The following is a 14,413-nucleotide window of genomic DNA, read 5'->3' on the forward strand; positions in this document are numbered from 1 at the left end:
CCGGTGGCCCCGGTCAATGCTCATGCGCACGGCCAATCGCACCATTGTCCCTTTTCGATCGGGGCGGGCGATGACGCTATTGGGAGCCGTTATCGTGCGGGGTTTCCGGCGAGCTGTCGGCGCCCATTCACGGGCAATTCACGCCAGCGCCAAGTACCGCTGCTTCGCTCACCGCGTGATTTCCGCTGGCGCCACCGTCGCCGACCCCCTGCTGCGGCTGTTCGCGCCGTCGCACCGGGCTGACCCCTACACCCCCGCCGCCGAACTGCGGGCCGCAGGCGCGGTCCACCGCACGCCGCTGGGCCTGCGGCTGCTGACCCGCTACGCCGACGCCGCCGCGGTGCTGCAGAACACCGCGTGGAGCCACGCCGACGAGGCCGCGCACCTGCACCCGAGCGTGGCGGCGGCCAGCGCCGCCGAGGAACTGCCCACCTCGTTCCTGTGGATGGACCCGCCCGACCACACCCGGCTGCGCACGCTGGTGTCCAAGGCGTTCGTGCCCAGGATGGTCACCCGGCTGCGACCGCGGATCGAGCGGCTCGCGGAGTCGCTGGTGGACGGCGCGCTGGCCGCGGGCGAGTTCGACCTGATCCAGCAGATCGCCTACCCGCTGCCGCTGACCATCGTCTGCGAGCTGATGGGCATCCCGGTCGAGGCGCACGCCGACGTGCAGCGCTGGTCGCAGGACCTGGCGCGCGGCTTCGACCCCGATCCGCTGATGACCCCCGAGGCGCACGCGGCCCGCAGTGCCGCGGCGAGCGAGTTCATGGCCTACCTGCGGTCGCTGATCGACCAGCGCAAGGCCGACCCGAGGGACGACCTGCTCAGCGCACTGTCCCTTGTGGAGGACCAGGGCGACGTGCTCACCGAGCTGGAGATGCTGAGCACCTGCCTGACCACCGTCGTCGCGGGGCACGAGACCACGGTGAACCTGGTCGGCAGCGGCCTGCTGGCGCTGATGCGCAACCCCGACCAGCTCGCCGTGCTGCGCGCGCGGCCCGAGGTGATCCCGGCGGCGGTGGACGAGCTGCTCCGTTACGAGCCGCCGGTGCAGCTCACCACCCGCTCGGCCACCAGGGCGATGACCGTGGCGGGTGAGGAGTTCGCGCCCGGTGACGGCGTGGTCGTGCTGATCAACTCGGGCAACCGCGACCCGGCGGCGTTCACCGACCCGGACCGGCTCGACGTCACCCGCTACCACGACCGGGCCACCCCGCCGCCCCGGCACCTGGCGTTCAGCCTGGGCATCCACTACTGCCTGGGCGCGCCGCTGGCCCAGCTGGAGATGTCGGTGCTGCTGGAAGTGCTGCTGCGCAAGGTGTCCGTGCTCGAACCGCGCACCGACACCCCGCCGTACAAGCCCAACCTCATCGTGCGCGGGCTCGCCGCGCTGCCGACCAGATTCGCCTGAGGAGGCGTGGTGGTGACCGTGTTCTCGCCCGAGGTGCGCGCCGACCCGTCCGAGGTCTACCGGCGGCTGCGGGAAGCCGGGCCGCTGCACGACTACGTGCCCGGTATCCACCTGGTGCCGCGCTACGCCGACTGCGACGCGGTCTTCGGCGACCCGGCGTGGGGGCACGGCTACTTCTCCGGCATCAACCCGTTCCGCCCCGGCGTCGACCCGGCGCGGTTGCCCGGCTCGTTCCTGCTGATGGACCCGCCCGACCACACCAGGCTGCGCTCCCTGGTCACCAAGGCGTTCACCCAGCGCGCGGTCGCGGCGCTGGTCCCGCGGGTCACCGAGATCGTGGACGGCTTGCTGGACAACGCGATCGAGCGCGGCGAGGTCGACTTCGTCGCCGACATCGCCTACCTGCTGCCGCTCACCACGATCTGCGAGCTGCTCGGTGTCCCGGCCGCCGACCACGAGGTGTTCGGCCGGTGGGCGAGCGCGATCAGCCGGGGCCTGGACCCGGACGCCCTGCTCACCGAGGCCGAGAAGGCGGCCAGGGCCGAGGCGGTGGTGGCCTTCGCCGAGTACTTCGCGGCGCTGGTGGCGGAGCGCGAACGGCACCCCGGTCCCGACCTGCTGAGCAAGTTGGTCGCGGTCGCCGAGGGCGGGGACCGGCTCAGTGTCAAGGAGATCTGCGACATCGGCGTGCTGCTCCTGATCGCCGGGCACGAGACGACGATGAACCTGATCGCCTCCGGGGTGCTCGCCCTCGGGCGCGCACCCGAGCAGCGGGCGATCTTGCGCGCGGACCCGGGTCTGAGCGCGCCGGCGGTCGAGGAGTTCCTGCGCTTCGACACGCCCGTGCCGTTCCCGACCCGGGTCGCGATGCGCGACGTGGAGTTCGCCGGTCGGGAGTTGCCGCGCGGTACCGGGCTGATCCTGCTGGCGGGCTCGGCGAACCGCGACCCCGAGGTGTTCCCCGACCCCGACCGGCTCGACGTGCTGCGCTTCGACCCGGCGCGGGGCGGGCGCAAGCACCTCGCGTTCAGCCACGGACCGCACTTCTGCCTCGGCGCCCCGTTGGCCCGCCTGGAGGCGACTGTCCTTTTCGAACGGTTGATGCGGCGGGCGCCGGACTACGAGCTGCTCGACTCGGCGCCGCCGTACCGGGACACCGTGTCGATGCGCGGCCCGCGGTCCCTGCCGGTCCGATTCCGTTGACACCCGAGGAGTCCACCGTGAGCGACACACTGCACTCGATCCTCGACCGGGTCGCCGCCGAGTACCCGGCGGTGCGCGCGACGTTCCCGTCGGAGAAGGAGTCGATCACCTACGGCGACCTGTCCGCCTCGGCCCGCGCCATGGCGGCAGGCCTGCTCGCCCGCGGTGTCGGCCGCGGCGAGCCGGTGGGCATCCTGTGCCCGAACGCACCGGAGTTCCTGCAGAGCCTGTTCGCGGTCAGCGCCGCCGGCGCGGCCGCCACCCCGCTTCCGTTGCCCATGGGCATGCGCCACGCGGGCGCCTACCCGGCCCGGCTCGCCGCGATCGCCGAGGCCGCCGGGATGCGCCGGATCCTGGTCTCCCACCGGTTCGGTGCGCTGGTCGAGGGGCTGGAGGTCCCCGGGGTCGAGCTGATCAGCACTGCCGACCTGTCCGGCGATGGTCCGCTGCCCGCCGTCGGCCCGGACGACCTGGCCATCGTGCAGTTCACCTCCGGCAGCACCTCGCTGCCCAAGGGGGTGCGGCTCACCCACGCCAACGTGGTCGCCGGGCTGGTCGCCATCCGCGAGGGCATCGCGCTCGGCCAGGGCGACGGCGGCGGGTTCTGGTTGCCGCTGTTCCACGACATGGGCCTGTTCGGCACGCTGTCCGCGGTGCTGATCGGCATCCCGGCGTTCGTCTGGTCGCCGCTGTCGTTCATCAACGACCCGGCCCGCTGGCTGCGCGAGTTCCTGGCCAGCGGCGCCACCATCACCGCCATGCCGAACTTCGGCTACGACCAGCTCGCCGCCGCGTTCACCGCCGCCGAGGCGGCCGAGCTGGACATGGCGCACTGGCGGATCGCCTTCAACGGGGCCGAACCCATCGCCGAGGCCGCCGTCCGCGCGTTCCAGGAGCGCTTCGCCGACGGCGGTTTCCGCCCGGAGACGATGTTCGGCGTCTACGGGATGGCGGAGGCCACCCTCGCGGTCTGCTTTCCGCCGCTGGGGCGAGCGCCGGTCTTCGAGCACGTCGACCGGGACAAGCTCGCCGACGGCGGCCGGGCCGTCCAGGTGGACGGACCCGGCGCCCGCGCGGTCGCCGGGGTCGGCCACCCCGTGAAGGGCCTGCGGCTGCGGGTCGTCGAGGTGGAGTCGGGTGTCGAAGTGCCCGAGGGTCGGGTCGGCGAGATCCAGATCCAGGGCGACCCGGTCACCGCCGGGTACCTCGCCGCGGACGCCGAACGCGCCGGTGAGTCCTTTGTGGATGGCTGGCTGCGCACCGGCGACCTGGGCTACCGGCGCGGCGAGGAGGTGTTCGTCACCGGCAGGCACAAGGAGATGATCACCGTCCGCGGCGCCAACTACTACCCGCAGGACGTCGAGGCGATCACCCGCACGACCCCCGGTGTCTACAAGGGACGGTGCGTCGCGGTGGCGGCCCCGGGCGGTGCGGAGGCGGTGTGGGTCATCGCCGAGTCCGGTCTGCGCGGCGCGGCCGCCGAAGCCCTGACCGCCGACCTGCGCAAGGCGGTGTCCACCGAACTCGGCCTGACCGCTGTGACGGTCCGGCTGGTCTCACCCCGTTCGCTCCCGCGCACCAGCAGCGGGAAGTTCCAGCGCCTCGCCGCCCGCGACCTGGTCGCGGGAACCGCCTGAGAAGGAGTGCCGTGCACAGCTACGACGTCTTCCGCCACTACGAGCGCCTGCACTGGAAGCTCGCCGACCTCGACGTCGACTCGATCGACCGGTCGCTGGTCAAGCCCGAGTACGTGACCCTGGCCAAGAGCGCGACCATGGGCGAGTCCAACGTGATCGCCGCCGTGCACGGGTTCCTCAACGAGTTCGTCGACGACTACGACTTCTCCACCTTCGCCGTGGTCTGGGGCTACCAGGAGGTCCAGCACCACTACGCGTTCCGGTCCTGGTTGGCCGGGGTCGGTGAGGCGGTGGACGACCGCGCCGTGGACGCGATGCGCGAGCCGTACGCGCCGGGGACCACGCCGTCGGCGACGTTGGCGACCAACATCATCTCCGAGCTGACCGTGAACCACGTCTACCGCGCGGTCGCCGCGTGGGTCGAGGAGCCGGTCCTCAAGGGACTGCTGCTCAACGCGAGCCGGGATGAGGCCGGGCACGCGCGGGAGTTCATCCACTACACCACCGAGCGGCTCGCCAAGCGCCCGCAGGAGCTCGCCTCCGTGCTGGAGACGCTCTACGTCTACAGCTCCGAGGCCAAGATCAAGCACCCGGTCAGCACCTTCAAGGCGGGCATCGGCGAGGGGGTCGAGGACCACGAGACCATCGACACCGGGTTCGAGCTGTTCCTGGAGAAGGTGGCCGCCGACGGCGAGCTGGACGTGCTGCAGGACAAGATCCGCCGCACCTTCGGCGGGATGACCGGGCTCGACCTGAGCAGCAACGCCAAGGTCCGCCGGGCGCTCGCCGAGGTCCTGGCCTGATGAGCGTGCAGGTGCCGTGGTCGGTGCTGCCGGACTACCGCTGCTTCGGCTGCTCCCCGCACAACGACCACGGCCTGCGCCTCACCTTCGCCCCGCACCCCGACGGGCTGCAGGCGCGGTTCACCCTCGACCGCGGCTTCGAGTCCTACCCCGGCGTCGTGCACGGCGGGCTGGTCGGTGTCATCTGCGACGAGACGATGGGCAACCTGATCGTGCTCGACCGGCACCAGCCCGCGTTCACCACCTCGATGCGCACCCGGTTCGTCACCCCGCTGCTGGTCGGCCGCGACTACCGCTGCGTCGCCTCGCTGCGCCCCGACGGCGGTGAGCTGTTCCACGCCTGCGCCGAGGTGCTCGACGCCGACGACGTCGTCTGCGCGACGGCATCCGCGGTGTACCAGGCGTTCTCGCTCGACCAGGTGCGTCACCAGTTGACCCTCGGCGACGACGAGGTCGCCCTCCTCGACCAGGCCATCACCGCCAACCTCTCCCCGAACGGAGCTCGATCATGACCACCACCCTCGACGACATCACCAGCACCGTCACCGGCATCGCCGCCGCCGAGATCGGGGTCCAGGCCGCCGAGATGGCCGCCGACACCGACCTGCGCGGGGTCGAGGGCGTCGACTCGGTCAAGGTGCTGCGGATGATCGCCAAGATCGAGCGCCAGTACGACGTCGAGCTCGAGGACGAGGACGTCTTCGGTGTGTCCACAGTGGCCGACGTGGCCGCGGTCGTGGCCAAGGCGCTGGGGGAGCGGGCGTGACGGTCGCCGACACCAACCAGCACTACGACCTCGACCCGGAGGTCTTCGGCCAGTTCCTGGACCCGTTGCGCAAGTACAGCTCCGCGCTCTACGCCACCCCGGAGCAGCCGCTGGCCGACGCGCAGGAGAACAAGCTGCGCTTCGTCGCCGAGCACCTCGGCCTGCGCGGCGGCGAGCAGCTGCTCGACATCGGCTGCGGCTGGGGCTCGCTGATCCTGTTCATGGCGCGGGAGTACCGGGCCCAGGTGCTCGGCGTGAGCCCGGCACCCCGGCAGCACCAGTACATCGCCGGGCGGGCCGCCGAGCTGGGGGTCAGCGAGCTCGTGCGCACTCAGGTCGGGCACTTCGAGCAGATGGACCTGCCGGAGCGCGGTTTCGACGCGGTCAGCATGCTCGGTTCGATCGTGCACATGCCCGACCTGGACGTGGTCTTCGGCAAGGCGCGCCGCGTCCTGCGCAAGGGCGGACGGCTCTACGTCTCGGAGAGCTGCTTCCGCAACGCCGCCGCGCACGCGGCGTTCGACTCGCGCTCGGGCACCGACTTCGTCCGCAACGACATCTTCGGCTGGGGCGACATGCGCCCGCTCTCGGAGCTGGTCGCGGGCGCCGAGCGCGCCGGGTTCTCGATCATCGCGGTGGACGACCTCACCGAGCACTACCGGCGCACCATCGAGGCGTGGATCGACAACGTCGCCGTCGCGGCGGACCGGCTCGAGGAGTACGAGCCGGGACTGGCGGCGAAGCTGACGCACTACCTCGAGGTGGCCAACGCGGGCTGGGGCTACACCACCAAGCACTACGCCCTCGTCTGCCGGAACGCGCGATGACCGGCCCGCTGCTCCCGGCCACGCAGGTGGCCGACGCCGTCGACAGCTTCATGGCGGCCTCGCCCGCCGCGCGCGGCTGGGACGTGGAGACCGCCTTCGACTGGGCCGCGGCCGACGCGGGCCGCCTGTCCGAGGGCGAGCTGTCGGCGGTCCGGTTCATCACGCTGATCGAGGACCACCTGCCGGGGTACTTCGACATCTACCACCGGCACTTCCCGGTGGACGGCTCGGTGGACCCGAAGATCTTCGTGCACAACCGGGAGCTGTACCACTTCACCACGCGGTGGGCCTACGAGGAGGACACCCACGCGCGAGCGCTCTGCCGCTACCAGGTGGCGGCGGGGATCACCTCGCGCGAGGCGCTGTGGGACGAGTTGGCGGTGGAGGGGCAGAAGGAGTTCGACCTGCGGCTGGAGCACCCGGTGCAGTTCTTCGCCTACGCGCTGGTGCAGGAGAAGGCGACCCAGATGTACTACCAGCACCTGCGCGACGTGATCACCGAGCCGGTGCTCAAGACGGTCCTCACCAGGCTCTCGCGCGACGAGGCCCGGCACTTCACCTTCATGGCCGACATCGTGACCCGGTACCTGCGGGCCTACGGCGACGCCGTGGTGGAGCCCATCCGCGAGGTGGTGGCGGGCTTCCGGATGCCGCTGGCCGACACCATGCGCGGCTACTGGCGCTGGGCCCTCAAGATCGCCGATGTGGCCCGCTACGACCACACGGAGGCCTACGAGCACCTGATCAAGGTCATCGACCGGGCGGTGGACACCAAGTCCGACCGCCAGACCGAGCTGACCCGCTTCATCGCCTCCTGCACCTCCCTGCCCGCCTGACCTGCCCGCTTGAGCTGTCCGCCTGACCTGCCCGCCTGACCTGCTCGCCTGACCCCGGGCACCCGCGGCCCCCGACCGGATCCCGGTCGGGGGCCGCTGGCGTCCCCGCCACTGCATCGGGTACAACTCATGATCGTTAGTACGGCGTACCGACGAGCGTGGGACGGGGTTGGATGTACGTCGATGAGGGGGCGGGCGGTTCGCTGGGCGCTATCGGCCAGGCGATGTCCGATTTCGCGGCGAGCGCGGGTGCCGGCCAGTTCGCTGTCAACGGCCACGGCGGTGACGCACTCTTGCGGGCGATCCGTAACATGATCAACTGGATCAACACCGAGCAGAATCGGCTCGGTGCGCTCGACCAGTACGCCAAGCTCGGCGGCTCGAACGGCGCCAAGGTCATGTCGCCGTACCTGCGCGAGGTGGCGACCGACGAGCGGGGGCTGCTCACCCAGCTCCGGCAGTTCCGCGAGTCACTGCTCACGGCCGAGGAAGGTGTCAAGCAGGCCATGGCCAACTACCGCAGCACCGACCAGCACAACGCCGACGGGCTCGCCTGAGATGGCCCCGGTGCGGCGCCCACGGCTGTCGACCGCCGTTCTCGCGGTGGCCCTCGGCTTGGCCGGGTGCGCGAGCCCGACAGCCGGGAACCCGGTCCCCGCCGACGGCACGTCGACCGGTGCCCCTTCCCGGACCACGACGCCGACGCGGACCAGTACTTCCTCCGCGCCCGACCTCTCCGCGGTTCGACCGTGCGCCCTGCTGTCGGACTCGGCGGTGCGCGCGCTGGGCGCGGGACCGGGCCAGGAGGAGAAGGTAGGCAAACGGCGGTCGTGCCAGTGGGTCGTCGACAAGCCGAACCTCGCGGACAACTACGCCATCGCGGTGGATCTTTTCCCTGATCTTGGGATCAAGGACGTCGTCGCGCAGGGCTCGATCACGAACACCAAGGTGGGCTCGCACGACGCCGCTGAGTCCATTCGCCGGGGTGGAGCCGGCTGTGTGGTGACGCTGGCGATCACCGAGACCTCGCGGGTTGATGTCGCGGTCGCGGGCGGCGACGCCGGTGCGCTGTGTCCGGTGGCGCGGCAGGCGGCGGCGTTGGTCGAGGCCGAGCTGCCCTGACGTCGCGTTCCCCCACGGCGTCGTTGGTTTCCTGCTTCCCCTACACACAAGTGTGACTACGGGCTCGGGGCGGTTGTCAAGGCGGGAAAGATGCCTTGACAACCGCCCCGAGCCCGTGTTTTGGGCTGTGTATGGGATGCAGGGGCGGGAGTGGTCGGCAGGTGGGGATGGCTGCCGGGGTTCGGCTGTGTGGGGGTGGTGGGATGATCGCCGAGGGGGGTGCGGTGGACTCGTCTGATGAGGTGGTGGCCGTGGCCGCGCTGCGGCGGTTGGTGCGGCGTGGCTGGATCTGCCTGGTGGCCGGGTTGGTGTTGGCCGCGGGCTTCGTCCGGCTGAACCTGGCCGAGGACGACGCCGAAGCCCTCGCTGAGTACGGCACGCGGGTGCCCGGGGTGGTGATCGGGACGCATGGTGATCGCTCGTTCCGGTCGGACTCCGTCGAGGTGCGGTTCACCATCGCCGGGCGGGAGCAGCTGCGGGAGCTGAACCTGGACCAGGACAGCCCCGAGCTGGTCGAGGGCGACCAGGTGACCATGGTCTACGACCCCGCCGATCCCGGCCGGATCGGTGCGATCGGCATCCGGGACCAGTCGGATCTGGTGAGTTTCCTCTTGGTCGTCACGCTCTTCGGTGGCTTTGCCGTTTCGCTGATCGGCTTGCGGGATCTGAGCCGGTGGGCGCGCCGCGCGCGGGCGGTTCGCGAGCACGGCTGGCGTCGGGGTTACGGCACCACCGTGGGGGAGATCGGCGTGCGGATCACCTTCGCCGACGACACCTCGCGGTTGGTGCTCCGGACCTTCGACAGCCGTGACTTCCAGGGTTCGGTGCTGCTCGGTGGTGCGGGCCGGTCGATGGTCGTCTGGGTGCACGGGCGGCTGGTCGCGGTGCGGGCACTGCGCTGATGCTGCCCGGGTACTGCGGCACTTTCGGTGCGGCGGGGTTGGGCCTCCCGATGCTCATCGAGGACAGCAGCCTGAGCTCGGTCGCTCGGATCCGGGTTGTCCGCGCGCGGTTTCCGTTCTGGGCCAAGGGGTTCGCACCCGGGCGGGCGCTGGTGGTGTCCGGGGCCGCCGCCACTGCCTCGACCCCGCGGCGGTCCCGGACCCATCCCCTCAGAGCAGGGACTTGATCAGACTGAGCAGCGTGTTGAGCAACTGCGTGACCATGGCGTGCTCCCTCCGTCGCGACTCGTCGGGACTACTCCGACACCGTTGTTTGTACGGTTCGGGTCGGGGGCGCGGCGAGCACTTCTGCCCGGTGGGGTGACCCTCGTGTGGGTGGTTTTGCTCAACCGGAATCTGACCTGATCGAGCGAGAAAGCTGTCACCAGGGGTTATGTTCAGCCGCCCACTTCTCGTCTGACGAGCACTGTCCACACGAAAGACACGGTGGGCGACTACCTGGTGCGGCCAGTGGGTTAGCCCTGCGGCTGCAGGACCAGGCAGGTGGAGGTGCCGTGCGCCACCAGCTTCCCGGCGGCGTCGGTGACCCGGGCCTCGGCCGTGGCGGTGCTGCGGCCGACGTGGACGGTGGTCGCCACGCAGGTGAGGCGGGAGCCGTCGCCGCGGACCGCGCGGATGAAGTTCACCTTCAGCTCCAGGGTGGTGTAGGCCACCCCGTCGCCGAGGCGGGTGAACACGGCGCTGCCCATCGCGGTGTCCATCAGGGTGGTGATCACCCCGCCGTGCACGATGTACATCGCGTTGATCGCCGCCGGGCTGGGGTCGAGGTAGTAGACCGCGCGGCCCTCGGACAGCGACTCCACGGTGACCCCCAGCGAGACGCCGACGCCCTGGCCGGAGTCCACACCGTGCTGGAGCACCGCGTGCAGCTCGCGGATGCGCGCCGCCGAGGTGGGTTCGGGGGCGGGTGCCTCGGGAGCGACCGCCTGGCTGCCGTTGGTGCTCATCTCAGTGCCCTCCGCCGCGGTGAACTCGTCAGTGCTCAGCGATTCGAGCAGTGCCGGGTGGACCCCCGGTTAACAACCGCGGGCCACCGGCCCGCGATGCGCGATTCCGATCGCGTGATCGCCGCTGGGCATCGCCCTGTCGTTGTCCGGCAACGAAAAGCGCCCGAGCGGGCCCAATCGGCGGTCGGGGTTCACCGGACGTTCGCCGAAGTCGGCCTCGGCGTTACCCATCCTGGGTCAGGGTGGAGCGGGGAGGGGTCGAGAGATGGAGTTCAGGCACCTGGTGTCCTTCCTGGCGATCGCCGAGGAGCTGCACTTCGGCCGCGCGGCGGCCAAGGTGCACCTCACCCAACCCTCGCTCAGCCAGCAGCTGCAGCGGCTGGAGCGCAACCTGGGCGTGGTGCTGGTCGCGCGCAGTTCGCACGAGGTCCGGCTGACCCCGGCCGGGGAGGTGCTGCGCGCGCACGCGGGCATGATCGTGCGCCAGCTCGACCGGGCCGCCCAGGCCGCGCGCGAGGCCGCCGACGGGCGCAACGGGTCGGTGCGGGTCGGCTACAACTTCTCGACCTGGCAGGAGATCCTGCCCAACGCGCTGGCCCGGATGCACCGGCGCCACCCCGACGTCGTGGTCGAGCTCTCCGAGCTGCGCTCGGGTCCGCAGCTGGCCGCGGTCAGCGGGGGCGACCTCGACGTCGCCTTCGTGCACGGTCCGGCCGCGACCGCCGACCTGGCGCACCGGGTGCTGATGCCGGTGCCGATCGTCGCCCTGGTCGGGACCGCGCACCCGTGGGCGGGTCGGGACCGGGTGCGCTTCGCCGAGCTGGCCGAGCAGCGCTGCATCCTGTTCGACCGCGAGCAGAGCCCGGCCATGTACGACGCCATCCGCGCCGCCGCCGAGCGCAGCGGGACCCGGCTGGCGGTCACCGACCACGTGGACGACCTGAGCGCGACCGCCATCGTGGTCGCCACCCAGCCGGTAGTGGGCTTCGTCTCGGTCCAGCGCGGTGAGCACGCCCGGGTCAGCGGGTTAGGCTCGGTCCCGGTGCCGCTGGTCGACCCGGTGCCCACAGTGGACCTGTACGCGGTGTGGCGTGCGGGCGAGACCGCCGCGGCCGTGCGCGCCTTCTTGAGCTGCCTTGACGACAACGCCGTCGAACCGTCCTGTTTGGAGTGATAGATCCCGACCGGAGGCCAGCCCGTGCAGTTCCAGCAATTGGTGTCGTTCCTGGCGATCGCCGAGGAGCACAACTTCGGCCGGGCGGCCCGCAGGCTGCACCTGGCCCAGTCCTCGGTCAGCCTGCAGCTCAAGCGGCTCGAGCGCGAGGTCGGCGTCGAGCTGGTGTCCCGGTCCTCGCACCAGGTCCGGCTCACCGCGGCGGGCGAGGTGTTCCTCGGCGAGGTGCGCCAGCTGCTCGACCTGGCCGACGACGCGGTCGAGGTGGCCCGCGCGGTGGCGGCCGGGCGCGCGGGCAGGCTGCGGGTCGGCTTCAACTTCGCCGCCGGGCGCCTGGTGCTCACCCCCGCCCTGGTGCGCCTGCACGCCGAGCACCCCGGACTGGGTGTCGACCTGACCGAGCGGCGCAGCGGACCGCAGCTGCGGGCACTGGCCGACGGTGACCTCGACCTCGCCCTGGTCTTCGGCGCCCCGGCCGCGGCGGGCTTCTCCTCGGTCCCGGTGCGCCGGGTCGACCTGGTGGCGCTGCTCACCGACACGCACCGCTGGGCGGGCCGGGACAAGATCGGCTTCCGCGAGCTGGCCGGTCAACCGTGTGTCCTCTTCGGACGTGAGCAGTGCCCGGCGATGTACGACGAGATCCGGGCCGTGGCCCAGCGCACCGGTACCGACCTGGCCGTGGTCGAGGAGATCGACGACCAGCTGGCCACCGCGATCGCCGTGCGGGCCAGGCAGGTCATCGGGTTCGCCTCGGCGCCGCGCTGGGACCAGACCGGGCTCGCCGGGCTGGTCACCGTGCCGATCGTGGACCCGGTGCCCAGCCTGGTGATCCACGCGGTCTGGCGCGGTGACACCGAAACCCTTCCGGTGCGGGCGTTCCTGCGCTGCCTGGGCCTGCGCGGCGACGGCGATCGCGGCGCCCTATCGACCGTTCACCCGTTGGTCGTTGCCCCGCGGTCCCCGCACGACCCAGGATCGGGGCGGCGCCCCAGCGCGCCCCGCACCGTCGCCGCAGTCCGGACACCGCGCAGAATGGAGTGACCGTGCGCGAGTTCACCGTCGCCGCCCTGGTCGAGATCGCCGACGACGACACCCTCACCGACGCCGTCTTCCGGCGTGCCACCGAAACCCCCGACCGGCCGCTGTTCGGCGCCCGGGTCGACGGCGCCTGGGTGCCGACCACCTACGGCGAGTTCGCCGAGCGGGTCCGCGCCGTGGCGGGCGGTCTGCTCGCCGCGGGCGTCGAGCCCGGCGACCGGGTCGCCGTCCTCGGGCCCACCAGCGTGGACTGGGCCGTCGCCGACTTCGCCGTGCTCAGCGTGGGCGCGGTCACCGTGCCCATCTACCCGACCGCCTCGGCCGAGCAGGTGCGGCACGTGCTGCGCGACTCGGGGCCGGTCGGGGTGTTCGTCGCCGAGGGCTCCCGCGCCCTGCTGCTCTCGGTCGCGGCCGACGGCAAGAACATCTGGACGCTGGGCGAGCCGCTGCCCGGCACCGCCGCCACCGAGCTGCTGGACCGGCGCCGGGCCGCGGTCCGCGCCGACGACCTCGCCACGATCGTCTACACCAGCGGGACCACCGGCGTGCCGAAGGGCTGCCTGCTCACCCACCGCAACATCCTGCACGCCGCGGTGAACGTGGTGGAGCTGCTGCCGGAGCTGTTCCTGGCCGAGGACGCCGCGACCCTGCTGTTCCTGCCGCTGGCCCACGTCTACGGCCGGGTCGTGCTGTTCGGCTGCGCCTGGGCGGGCACCCGCACCGGTCTGGTCGGCGACGCGGCCGACCTGATCGCCGAGCTGCCGAGGTTCCAGCCCACCTTCCTGGTCGGTGTGCCCTACGTGCTGGAGAAGGTCCGCAAGGCTGTGCGGGCGCGCGCGGGCGCGGCGTTCGACGACGCCGAGGCCGCCGCGATCGCCCACGGCGCGGCTGCCCGCCACGGCGAGCACCGCGCCGAGCTGCCCGGTGATCCGGTGCTCGAGGGCCTGCGCGCGATGCTCGGCGGGCGGCTGGCGAACATGATCTGCGGTGGCGCCTCGCTCGATGAGTCCACACTGGACTTCTTCACCGGCGTCGGGCTGCGGGTGCTCGGCGCGTACGGGCTCACCGAGACCACCTCGACGGTCACCATGAGCGCCACCGGGACCAACCGGCTGGGCACCGTCGGCCGCCCGATCCCGGGAACCGCGGTGGCGGTCGCCAACGACGGCGAGATCCTGGTGCGCGGCCCGCACGTCTCGCCCGGCTACTGGCCGGACCCGGCGGGTGTGCCCGAGTGGGTGCGCACCGGCGACCTGGGCGAGCTCGACGACGACGGCTACCTGCGGATCACCGGCAGGCGCAAGGAGATCATCGTGACCAGCGGCGGGAAGAACGTCGCGCCCGCGCCGCTGGAGGACCGGTTGCGGCTGCACCCGTTGGTGTCCAACGCGATGGTGGTCGGTGAGGGCAGGCCGTACGTCACCGCGCTGATCACCGTGGACCTCGGCGCCGCGGCGAAGTGGTCCGGCGAGGTGCCTGCCGGGCTCCAGGGCGCCGTGGACGCCGCCAACGAGCTGGTCTCGCGCGCCGAGTCGATCCGCCGGTTCCACGTGGTCACCGGCGACTTCACCGTCGACCGCGGCCACCTCACCCCCTCGCTGCGGCTGCGCCGGGCGGCCATCGCCGCCGACTTCGCCCCCGAGATCGAGGCGATGTACCCCAGGTCCTGAAAGGTCGGGGCGCTGAC

The 14,413-nt window shown here is 71.7% G+C and carries 15 protein-coding genes; 14 read left to right on the forward strand and 1 reads right to left on the reverse strand.

Features of this window, described 5'->3' with window-relative positions; translation table 11 throughout:
• The first annotated feature begins 175 nt into the window (after window positions 1–175).
• From QSK30_RS00715 to QSK30_RS00765, 11 genes are all read left to right on the forward strand, one after another.
• Window positions 176–1,411, forward strand: a complete 1,236-nt coding sequence (locus QSK30_RS00715) for a cytochrome P450 (RefSeq protein WP_285498753.1) — start codon at window positions 176–178, stop codon at window positions 1,409–1,411.
• Window positions 1,412–1,423: 12 nt separating this feature from the next.
• A complete protein-coding gene (locus QSK30_RS00720; protein WP_285498754.1) occupies window positions 1,424–2,614 on the forward strand; it encodes a cytochrome P450 in 1,191 nt (396 codons plus the stop codon).
• Window positions 2,615–2,631: 17 nt separating this feature from the next.
• Entirely contained in the window at window positions 2,632–4,251 is a 1,620-nt protein-coding gene (locus QSK30_RS00725; protein ID WP_285498755.1) for an AMP-binding protein, read from the forward strand.
• Window positions 4,252–4,262: 11 nt separating this feature from the next.
• Window positions 4,263–5,054, forward strand: coding sequence for a ferritin-like domain-containing protein (locus QSK30_RS00730; RefSeq protein ID WP_285498756.1), 792 nt, complete (start codon window positions 4,263–4,265; stop codon window positions 5,052–5,054).
• Window positions 5,054–5,566, forward strand: coding sequence for a PaaI family thioesterase (locus tag QSK30_RS00735; RefSeq protein WP_285498757.1), 513 nt, complete (start codon window positions 5,054–5,056; stop codon window positions 5,564–5,566). The genes QSK30_RS00730 and QSK30_RS00735 overlap by 1 nt, the downstream gene beginning before the upstream one ends.
• A complete protein-coding gene (locus QSK30_RS00740; protein ID WP_285498758.1) occupies window positions 5,563–5,820 on the forward strand; it encodes an acyl carrier protein in 258 nt (85 codons plus the stop codon). Before QSK30_RS00735 ends, QSK30_RS00740 begins: the two co-directional genes overlap by 4 nt.
• A complete protein-coding gene (locus QSK30_RS00745; RefSeq protein WP_285498759.1) occupies window positions 5,817–6,647 on the forward strand; it encodes an SAM-dependent methyltransferase in 831 nt (276 codons plus the stop codon). The genes QSK30_RS00740 and QSK30_RS00745 overlap by 4 nt, the downstream gene beginning before the upstream one ends.
• Window positions 6,644–7,483: an acyl-ACP desaturase gene (locus QSK30_RS00750; RefSeq protein ID WP_285498760.1), complete on the forward strand. Its 840-nt coding sequence runs from the start codon at window positions 6,644–6,646 to the stop codon at window positions 7,481–7,483. The genes QSK30_RS00745 and QSK30_RS00750 overlap by 4 nt, the downstream gene beginning before the upstream one ends.
• Window positions 7,484–7,656: 173 nt before the next feature.
• Window positions 7,657–8,040 (forward strand): hypothetical protein, encoded by a 384-nt coding sequence (locus tag QSK30_RS00755; RefSeq protein ID WP_285498761.1) that lies wholly within the window; start codon window positions 7,657–7,659, stop codon window positions 8,038–8,040.
• A 10-nt stretch (window positions 8,041–8,050) separates the two neighbouring features.
• On the forward strand, window positions 8,051–8,605 hold the full coding sequence (locus tag QSK30_RS00760; RefSeq protein ID WP_285498762.1) for a DUF3558 family protein: 555 nt from the start codon (window positions 8,051–8,053) through the stop codon (window positions 8,603–8,605).
• Window positions 8,606–8,808: 203 nt separating this feature from the next.
• On the forward strand, window positions 8,809–9,507 hold the full coding sequence (locus tag QSK30_RS00765) for a DUF3592 domain-containing protein (protein ID WP_285498763.1): 699 nt from the start codon (window positions 8,809–8,811) through the stop codon (window positions 9,505–9,507).
• Window positions 9,508–10,022: 515 nt separating this feature from the next.
• On the opposite strand, the gene QSK30_RS00770 is transcribed toward QSK30_RS00765, so the two are convergent.
• Window positions 10,023–10,514 (reverse strand): PaaI family thioesterase, encoded by a 492-nt coding sequence (locus QSK30_RS00770; protein ID WP_285498764.1) that lies wholly within the window; start codon window positions 10,512–10,514, stop codon window positions 10,023–10,025.
• Between the two features lie 265 nt (window positions 10,515–10,779).
• Between QSK30_RS00770 and QSK30_RS00775 the strand changes: the two genes are divergently transcribed.
• The 3 genes from QSK30_RS00775 to QSK30_RS00785 are packed head-to-tail and all read left to right on the forward strand — an operon-like array spanning window position 10,780 to window position 14,396.
• A complete protein-coding gene (locus tag QSK30_RS00775; protein ID WP_285498765.1) occupies window positions 10,780–11,688 on the forward strand; it encodes a LysR family transcriptional regulator in 909 nt (302 codons plus the stop codon).
• 24 nt (window positions 11,689–11,712) lie between these two features.
• Window positions 11,713–12,729, forward strand: coding sequence for a LysR family transcriptional regulator (locus tag QSK30_RS00780; RefSeq protein ID WP_285498766.1), 1,017 nt, complete (start codon window positions 11,713–11,715; stop codon window positions 12,727–12,729).
• Window positions 12,730–12,731: 2 nt separating this feature from the next.
• Entirely contained in the window at window positions 12,732–14,396 is a 1,665-nt protein-coding gene (locus QSK30_RS00785; RefSeq protein WP_285498767.1) for an AMP-dependent synthetase/ligase, read from the forward strand.
• Window positions 14,397–14,413 lie beyond the last annotated feature (17 nt).

Source organism: Actinokineospora sp. NBRC 105648 (assembly GCF_030269645.1).
Classification (GTDB): Bacteria; Actinomycetota; Actinomycetes; order Mycobacteriales; family Pseudonocardiaceae; genus Actinokineospora.

What these genes read in the sequence shown, in the direction of transcription:
- QSK30_RS00740 (WP_285498758.1), top strand. Translation starts at nt 5,563, where the DNA reads ATGACCACCACCCTCGACGACATCACCAGCACCGTCACCGGCATCGCC.
- QSK30_RS00770 (WP_285498764.1), bottom strand. Translation starts at nt 10,514, where the DNA reads ATGAGCACCAACGGCAGCCAGGCGGTCGCTCCCGAGGCACCCGCCCCC.
- QSK30_RS00750 (WP_285498760.1), top strand. Translation starts at nt 6,644, where the DNA reads ATGACCGGCCCGCTGCTCCCGGCCACGCAGGTGGCCGACGCCGTCGAC.
- QSK30_RS00755 (WP_285498761.1), top strand. Translation starts at nt 7,657, where the DNA reads ATGTACGTCGATGAGGGGGCGGGCGGTTCGCTGGGCGCTATCGGCCAG.
- QSK30_RS00775 (WP_285498765.1), top strand. Translation starts at nt 10,780, where the DNA reads ATGGAGTTCAGGCACCTGGTGTCCTTCCTGGCGATCGCCGAGGAGCTG.
- QSK30_RS00765 (WP_285498763.1), top strand. Translation starts at nt 8,809, where the DNA reads ATGATCGCCGAGGGGGGTGCGGTGGACTCGTCTGATGAGGTGGTGGCC.
- QSK30_RS00735 (WP_285498757.1), top strand. Translation starts at nt 5,054, where the DNA reads ATGAGCGTGCAGGTGCCGTGGTCGGTGCTGCCGGACTACCGCTGCTTC.